The organism is Cupriavidus necator (assembly GCF_040578825.1).
Lineage (GTDB): Bacteria > Pseudomonadota > Gammaproteobacteria > Burkholderiales > Burkholderiaceae > Cupriavidus > Cupriavidus necator_E.
Window position 1 is genome coordinate 1 of record NZ_JBEFLI010000129.1, and the last position, 8,535, is coordinate 8,535.

6 protein-coding genes are annotated in these 8,535 nt (G+C 53.4%); all 6 read right to left on the minus strand.

The annotated features are described in order from the left end of the window. Nucleotides 1–138: 138 nt before the first annotated feature. Nucleotides 139–2,949: an NB-ARC domain-containing protein gene (locus tag AB1I47_RS32725; RefSeq protein WP_354687805.1), complete on the minus strand. Its 2,811-nt coding sequence runs from the start codon at nucleotides 2,947–2,949 to the stop codon at nucleotides 139–141. A 265-nt stretch (nucleotides 2,950–3,214) separates the two neighbouring features. Beyond that, nucleotides 3,215–4,552, minus strand: coding sequence for a hypothetical protein (locus tag AB1I47_RS32730; protein WP_354687806.1), 1,338 nt, complete (start codon nucleotides 4,550–4,552; stop codon nucleotides 3,215–3,217). Nucleotides 4,553–4,795: 243 nt separating this feature from the next. Beyond that, the gene (locus tag AB1I47_RS32735) at nucleotides 4,796–5,209 is read right to left on the minus strand and encodes a hypothetical protein (RefSeq protein ID WP_354687807.1); all 414 of its coding nucleotides are present in this window, start codon (nucleotides 5,207–5,209) and stop codon (nucleotides 4,796–4,798) included. A gap of 86 nt (nucleotides 5,210–5,295) precedes the next feature. Beyond that, nucleotides 5,296–6,336, minus strand: a complete 1,041-nt coding sequence (locus AB1I47_RS32740; RefSeq protein ID WP_354687808.1) for an SMODS domain-containing nucleotidyltransferase — start codon at nucleotides 6,334–6,336, stop codon at nucleotides 5,296–5,298. 332 nt (nucleotides 6,337–6,668) lie between these two features. Beyond that, nucleotides 6,669–7,856, minus strand: coding sequence for a ribonucleotide-diphosphate reductase subunit beta (locus tag AB1I47_RS32745; RefSeq protein ID WP_354687809.1), 1,188 nt, complete (start codon nucleotides 7,854–7,856; stop codon nucleotides 6,669–6,671). Between the two features lie 86 nt (nucleotides 7,857–7,942). Further along, nucleotides 7,943–8,535: transposase (locus AB1I47_RS32750; RefSeq protein ID WP_354687810.1), on the minus strand; the 593-nt coding region annotated here is incomplete at its 5' end.

Here is an 8,535-nt window from a genome sequence, read left to right on the forward strand (position 1 = left end):
GGCTCGCTCGATGAGATGGCCCAGGTGGTCGTCGCGCTCCTGCAGCCGTATTTGCAGCCCGATAATTATTAAACCTATTTAGGGGATGTTGTACTAGATATTGAAATAGATCTATCCCCTTTCTTTGCTGCAATCCGCTTAGCCATTCAGTACTTGGTTAGCAGTAGGCCGAGAATTCGATCGAGCAAGAATATCGTCTACCCTAGTCCTCAAAGCCTCCCAAGAGGTCTCTATCGCCTTGTGGCGGCTGTCGGATGGGAAACGACGACGTCTGCTACCCAGCAGCGTTTCACCGCGAGATAGTATTTGGGAACATAGATTCTTCTGCGCGCCAGAAATCGAGCTAAATCCCCTGTTTAGATTTGATGCCATCCCATCCATCGCTGATAGCATGCGCCGTAGATTTGTAATACGGATGTCGCCAAGCCGCCAGAACTTCTCAAGGACATCTAGTTGCGCAACGGTACGACCGAGCCCCTGTTCCTCAACGCTAGTCCAAAGCCAAATTTGATCATGCATATCCGCTTGACGAGATTCGAGTTCAGCGGCGTCGTCACGGCGAAAATGAGATAACCCTTGCCTTAGTACTTCGCTGGCCTCACACATCGTCGTGACAGCGTTTCCTACTGAGCCGGTTCTCGCTTGGTCGGACGCCTTACTGGCCAGCGCTGCAGATTTTCTTACGACCCAGTCCTGCATACCGGAGGATTTATTTGCCAGTGCGGCCTCTGCAGCCTCCAGCGCTCCAATATAGTTCTCCTCCATCCATTCAGCCTCGAACCAGCATTCAAGTACCTCCGCCTTCCGGCAACCGGCTGTATAGGCTTTCCTTGCGAGTGTTCTGGCGCTCGCGGTTTGCGGCGGCACCTCCTTAAGATGCAGCGTGGCCTGATAACTAAGCAAGTCATAGTGATCTTGCGTTTTTCTTCGAGCATCCTTTATCGTTGCCAGGGCCGAATTGATATCGCCGATTCTTACAAAAGAGGCTGCTTGCGAGATGGCTGCTGCGACCCGCCGGTCGCGATTTGGCGTGCGTTCATCCTTCTTTCGGAAGGCAAGGATATCTCGCTCAAGCCTAGCCCTGTCGGTGACCAGCGTGGAAGTCGGATCAACGACAAGTCGGCGAGTGTTGTCGGGAATGCGGAACCGAGGAACTGATGCAAGGGCGGGAGCTGCAACCAAAAAAAGTGAGACAAGTTCGCTGAGGCCGCTCTCAATAATTTCGCCAGGGTAACCGAGTACCTCACAAAGTTCGACTGTTGAGGCTTCCCCCAACAGAGCCACTGTAAGCAGTATCCGTTGCGCCTCAGGAGAAAGAAGCTCGATCTCTCGCTTAAGCGCTGCCGCTCGTACGGCGGCACCGCGGTCTCCCTTCCATTGTGCAATCGCATCGCTCACGTTATGCCATCGCAAAAGTCGGAGCAAAGATTCCGCAAACAAGGGGCTGCCCCCACTTGTGGCATGAATCTTCTCGATTTCACTAGCTGACAACTCGGGGAACTGCAGACGCTCTTTCAAGGCTTCCAGATAGAGGGGAAACTCTTCCGCCAGATAAAATCCAGACAGCTTAATTACATTATCATTGGAAAAGCTTTGATTATATCTAGTAGTCAATAGAATGCGAGAATTGTTACTCCCGAGCATCATGCCAAGTTCTAACACTTGTCGCTGCTCTTCAGCGGTCAGCGAATCCACATCGTCGACAATAAGTAGAGAAGGCGTCTCAACAAGCCCTCTCTTTAGCATTCGCTTCAACTCTGTAACAGATGCACCTTCGACCTCATTCGTTGTAAACGGCAGCCTCTTACATATAGCCACAAGAAGCTCTTCATACGAGGTGTAGTGTCGCTCTGGCACTCGGACATATTGATCATCAAAGGCCTTAAATTGACGTTCCTTCGCAGTCAGCCACACCACCTGCTCAAATGGAACGTTAGGCGTCTCCGATACTCTCTCGGCAAATTCGTACGCAATACTAGATTTCCCCAGACCACCCTCCCCGGCTAACACTCTAACGTAGGACAAATCATCACCCAGCCAACGCCAAAGGGTATTTACTACGGCATCACGACCAACAAATCTCGGGCAGATGAAATTTCTGTCTGGAAGGTTATGATGAATTCTATTGACCCGGAACAGCCCCGTGAGCGGCGTATTCGATTGCTCGAGATATGGATTCTTTCGATCACCGTTTAAATCAAGAATCCTTGGCCCCTTTGCCTCAACGCATTCATCCGCCCGGCGGCAGTAGACTGAATCTCGCGTGAAAACGGGCTTCTTTCTATCGTTGCCCGGCCCATCTTTGAGAAAGTGCAACGGCGGAGTCGACTGAGGTCTTTGCGGAATATGCAACAACCACAGCTTCACCAAAATGCCATCCGCACGTACCGCATCGAGCGACATGGCGGAAATTTGAATACGCTCCCCGGTGTATTCCTTTATTGATGCCTTGATACTCTCAACATCAAGACCGACGGGATTTGCGCCGACGACATCGAAACGCAATTCCGATTCAGTCTCGCGAACGCCAAAGATCAGATAACCGCCAAACGAATTGAAAAAACTCACCACCCTGAGAATCAACTTACCCTTCCCATAAGGCGAGTTATCAAAATCCTCCTTGTAATCCAACAACTCGAACTCAACAGGGGCACACACCCCATCCTTGCATATCAAATTCAACACATCACTCGAGAGCCGACCTTGATTGGCTAACTCCGAAACTTTCTTCTTTATCTCTTCAACACTCCAATCCTGTTGCCGCTCTGCGGGACCACAAGCAGCATTCGTGGGTACCATCCCGGAGTCATCTAAACGCTGAGGATCTACATTCGGCATAGTTCCGGCACCAGAATTCGCAACTACTCCAACATCAACTGGCATCTCTTTCTCCACGAAGATGCTAGAAATAGCTTTCGCCACCGCCTTTTTGTCAGGTTGTCTTTTCACGATCGTTTTCGTCGATGCTGGTTTACCGAGTCAATGCGCAGCCTCACGCCACACCTTTTGGCGGAAAGCACGCCCAAGCTTAACGGAGGTCTATCAATTTTCCGTCCTTGTTAAGCAAAGCGCCATACCACGAACGAGTGAGATACCAAAAACCTGCGGTTTTTAGTCGCAGCCATACTGTGGGGACGAGACTAAGGGGACGGAACCATTTCTGACCTAGATCTTGAAATAGATCTGTCCCCTTTCTTTGCTGCATGTAAATGATTCAGGTGAAAACAAAATGCTTTCCTTTTGGCCACCCATGGCTGGAGTATTGGGTGAAAGCCCCCTCGTAGCCAATGCGGATCATGATGAGCCGGTAGAAAAGCTCAAGACATGCGTAGAGATCATCGATGAACGGTTGGGTCTGAGCATCAGACCATTTCAGTTCATCGGCATGCGCCGACTTGTTGCGGAGTCCCTTCCAAATTGATACCAGTTGCTGTGGAATCCTTTCGGCTTTCGCGAGGGCGTACAAGGCATTACTGGGAGTCGACGACTTGGCATTTCCGAGTGCCCCGAGGATTCGCTCTCTAGCGCGTGCCCCGAGCGTAAGCTCCTTTATTTTTGGCACTGCTTGGCTAATTTGCTTGAGGAACTCTTCGTCAGGCTTTCCTTCATCGGGGAACGATGCCTTCAGTATTCCTTCGATTGCGGTGCTAAGCACGAGTGCCTGGTTTTCGAGGCCGCTATGGAACGCAACAAGAATCCGGTACCAGAATCCGGCCAATTGCGAGAACGGCTCATGGAAATGTTCAACGTAGGCACAAACAAAGGTTTGGAAATCAGGAAAGTCCTCAGGGGTTCCACCAGGAATTGGCGGCATTATCCGAAAATACTCGCTTGCGTCTTCATCAAGGCGATGCACAGTCTGGACGCGCTTATTTTCAGCGGCCGTTATCTCGGCATGCGGGACCAAGTGGGCACCCACCGCAATACCTATGGCCTCGACCACTCTCTTCGGATACTTCTCTGGATCCTCACCTTGTAGCACGATGTCAATAATCAGAGCTTTTGCCCGAGTTTTAATTTGGCAAGTACGGCCAGCACCCAAGTCGATCGTGCAAGTTGAGAATCCGGGTTCCATCGTACCGGGTTGAGCACCGACAAACGGAATTTTATAAATACCTGGGACAACTAGTATCTTCCTGCTGGAACCGGCGACAACGGGTCTTTCCCTGCAATTCTCGATAGACCGGAGTTTGGATCGAATGATACAGCCCGACGCAGGGAAGCTGACGTCCGCGCCAACCCAAACATTCGTTGCTGTCCAAAACTGCCCCGAGAAATCCATCCCTTCAAAGGCAAAGTAGTGTTCAGGACCGATCAACTGACCAGGCACCATGCCATCGACGCCGAACTCTTCTATAAGCGTCGATCCTGAATCGATAGGGCAGTACATCTTTAGCTCAAGCGTGCCGTCGCTCGCTTGGGAAACTCCGCCAGACCCGGTGTAGGTCTTGGGATCCTTCGCCACTTGCTGCACCAACTTCGCCCGCAGAAATTCGAGAGTGAACTGATTGTTGGCAATGTTAGTCAGTTCCTCATCGCTCAGAAGCGTCATCCTATTCCTTGAAATAAAATAATCGCGACAGTGGCCAAAACGATGCGTCTAGTAGATTTATGGATCACCGAGTGTAGTTGATAACCATCAAGCCAACTCAGCCAGCATCAAAGATGCTCGAGTGGACTGCAATCGCTTCTGGCTGCTGCTCAAGCGATTGAAGAGGAGGAGTGAGTGGCCTTGGCTACGCGAGGCGCCGTAGCTAGGTGGACGTTATGTCTGCACGACAGCTTCGGTATTGTTTCAGCTTGCGTCCACCGCGAAATCATAGTGACCTTTTCTGACCTTCTTCTGCGCCTTATTAAAGTGACGCTCGGGAATAGCGAGGCTTCCGTTGCGCGCTTCATCCATGCGCGCCATCAATTCGGTGAACTCTTTTTCAAGTTCAGGCAGCGGTTTTGTGGCACCAATGAGTGCCGCCTGCCGGAACCTATCACGCAGGGTTTCAAAGCGGTGCGCAGAATCGGACATCGACTTGAGACTGACGTCGAGGTCGAGTGCCTTGAAAATAGCGGGAAAAAGTCCAGCCACTAGCGCTGCAATAGCAACGAGCCAATCAAAGGTTGGGTCTTTGACAAGGACCCTCGCGCTCGCAATGGACCCGCAGACAATCGGAAGAGTAATGAATGCAATGCGATAAACACGCACCTCTTTCAACCATGAGTACACTGCAGCAGTGGTGTAAACACACGACTCGTGCTGCCGCCTGCACTCAGCGAGAATTTCTCGTGCGCGTTGATCCATTAGATGTATTTAGGAATGTCCGTACCAAAAATCTTCTGCCATTCATCACCCGCGCCAACCATGTTATTAGCTAGCTCATAGTCACAAGCCCTCACGGCACGGCTATAAGCACTTTCCGCCTTGGTCTTCCAGGTGTCTCCGAGCCACATCCACTCGCGAGTACCGGGCGCCATCAGGTGCGTATTCACCTTGGTTATCATCCATCCAAAGAAGTCACGGCACATCCAATCATAGAAGAAATAACTTTGTAGTCGATACTGCCATTGGTCGAGGAACTCGATAGCAAGCAGCTCAATATGGAAAGATTTGATTGGCACTGAGCAGTTGACTTGCCAGCATTTGAGCATTCGAACAAAGCGCCGCACATTCGAATTAGTGCGGGTGTCCGCTGCGTTGATTGCATCAACTTCATGCAATGGCATTGTTTTCCGGTACATCCCGCCATTCTTGGTGTCGCATACGTAGAACGAACGTTCATCGAAGTCGAACAGGAACGCGGGCACGATTTCGACGTTATAGCTGTCGAATCGGGCGATTACCACGGGCCCGTCACCCTTGATTTCGCTTCGCGGGTACGTTGCGAGCAGCTTTGACTTCACGTCTTGAAGCAAAGCCGACTGTTTGTTCACGCCTGGGCGGTACGCCTCGAACCTGTGGTAGACCTCGAGTGGAAGGATGAAGTACAGATCAACGTCGCGGGGGGGTCTAGTTCGCGTGTCTTTCGCCCATGAGCCGATGGAGAACGAGTTCTCAGTCTGCGCATTGTGGCCCCAATAAACTGCATTCAAGCACGAGACTACACCTTTATACTTTGTTTCACCGTCCGCTATTTGCCTAGGCGTGAGCGTGATATTTTCTTGGAATTTCTGAAAGCGCTGTGTTACGTAAAGCCATTGCCGCCCCACCGGCATGCCAGTTAGAAGGGTCGATTCGACAGGCGCCGTTCCCAGACCGAGCCCACCTCTAAGCCCGAGTGATGCAGACGGTGCCATTCCTAGGCCGGGCCCGCCCCCCTGTACCCCGACTGATTGTGGTGTCATTCCCAGACCTAAGCCCCACGGTGCCTCCGTGGCCCCTCTGCGAAGTCCGGATACCTGAGCCTCACCTTGACGAACTGCCGCGTCTCTAAGAAGGTCAGAAGCACGGGCGATTCCTTTATCATTTCCCCTTGCACCTGAATTCACTAGAGAACCTAGACCGTATTGTTGAACGTTATTCAAAATACCTCCAAGTGAAGGGGGGTGACGCCTAAATCCACCGCGCACTCTCAACGCGTTCTGAAACCAGCCACGAAATCTCGCCAGCAATGTCCGCTGGTCTCAGGTTGAGTGTCCGAAATCTCAACTTATATGTCCGTGAGCGCTTCTTCTACTCAATCCCAGCTCAACGCCCCACCCGTCTGATACTCAATAACCCGAGTCTCAAAGAAGTTCCGCTCCTTCTTCAGATCGATCATCTCGCTCATCCACGGGAACGGGTTCTCCTCGTTCGGGAACAACTGATCAAGACCAATCTGCTGGCAACGGCGGTTGCAGATAAAGCGCAGGTAAGACTTGAACATCGGCGCATTCAGACCCAACACGCCGCGCGGCATGGTGTCCTCAGCGTACCGATACTCCAGATCCACCGCCTTCTTGAACAACTCCGTAATCTCAGCCTTAAACTCCGCCGTCCAAAGATGCGGATTCTCCAGCTTGATCTGATTAATCAGGTCGATACCAAAATTGCAGTGCAACGACTCATCCCGCAAGATGTACTGATACTGCTCCGCCGCCCCAGTCATCTTGTTCTGCCGCCCCATCGCCAGGATCTGCGTGAAGCCCACATAGAAGAACAGCCCTTCCATAATGCAGGCGAACACGATCAGCGACTTCAGCAGCTTCTGGTCGTTTTCCGGCGTGCCGGTCTTGAACGACGGGTCGGTCAGCGTGTCGATGAACGGGATCAGGAACTCGTCCTTGTCGCGGATCGACTGCACTTCGTGGTACGCGTTGAAGATCTCGGCTTCGTTCAGGCCCAGCGATTCAACGATGTACTGGTAGGCGTGCGTGTGGATGGCCTCTTCAAAGGCCTGGCGCAGCAGGTACTGACGGCATTCCGGCGCGGTGATCTGGCGGTAGGTGCCCAGCACGATGTTGTTGGCGGCCAGCGAGTCGGCGGTGACGAAGAAGCCGAGGTTGCGCTTGATGATGCGGCGCTCGTCTTCGGTCAGGCCGTTGGGGTCTTTCCACGTCGCGATGTCGCGCGACATGTTGATTTCCTGCGGCATCCAGTGGTTGGCGCAGCCGGCCAGGTACTTTTCCCACGCCCACTTGTACTTGAACGGGACGAGCTGGTTGACGTCGGTGGAGCCGTTGATGACGCGCTTGTCGGCAGCGTTGACGCGGCGGTTGTTTTGCGCGGCGGCGGCGTTGGGGTTGTTGCCCAGGATGCCGGGCTGCGTGGCGGCGGGCGGCAGGACGCCTTGCTGGTCGGCCGTGGTGGCGGGCACAGCGGGTTGGAGGGCAGGCTGCGGAGCAGCTTGCGGGGTGGCTTGAACGTCGTCGTCCCAGCTCAGCATGGTGTGGTTCTCCGTGATTCGATTTGGGGGCGGCGGTTGGTCCCCCCGCCCCTCTCCCGCAAGCGGGAGAGCAACTGTGTTTAAAGTCAAGGTTTGACGGACGGCATAGCATGCTTAGTCGGGTCCCACATTGCGCCGTCCCTGGCCATCGCATTCAGGATGGTCAGAAGCTTGCGCATGCAGGCGACGATGGCAACCTTCTTAGGCTTGCCGACCGCGAGCAGACGCTGGTAGAACGAAGCAATGGCCGGGTTGTAGCGCTTAGCCGACAGCGTGGCCATGTACAGCACCGCGCGCACTTCGCCACGTCCGCCCCAGATGCGTCGCGGACCTTGCCGTTTGCCCGAATCATTGGCCAGCGGTGCAACGCCGACCAGCTTGCTGATGGCCTTTCGCCCCAGCTTGCCCAACTCCGGCAAAGCCGCCAGCAACGTCATGGTCGTTACCGCGCCGACACCTTTGACTGCCTCAAGCAGCGCACGCTGGTCCTTGAAGTGCTTCTCGATGTGCCAGTCCACATCCTTGTCGATCTGGCCGATCTGCTTGTCCAGCGTCCGGATCACCGCGCGGATGCTACGTGCGGCCTGTGCCGACGCCTTCTCCAACCGATTGCCTTCCGCCACACGCATCTCCAGCAACTGCCGTCGACGCGTCATCAACGATGTGAGCTGCTCGCGAT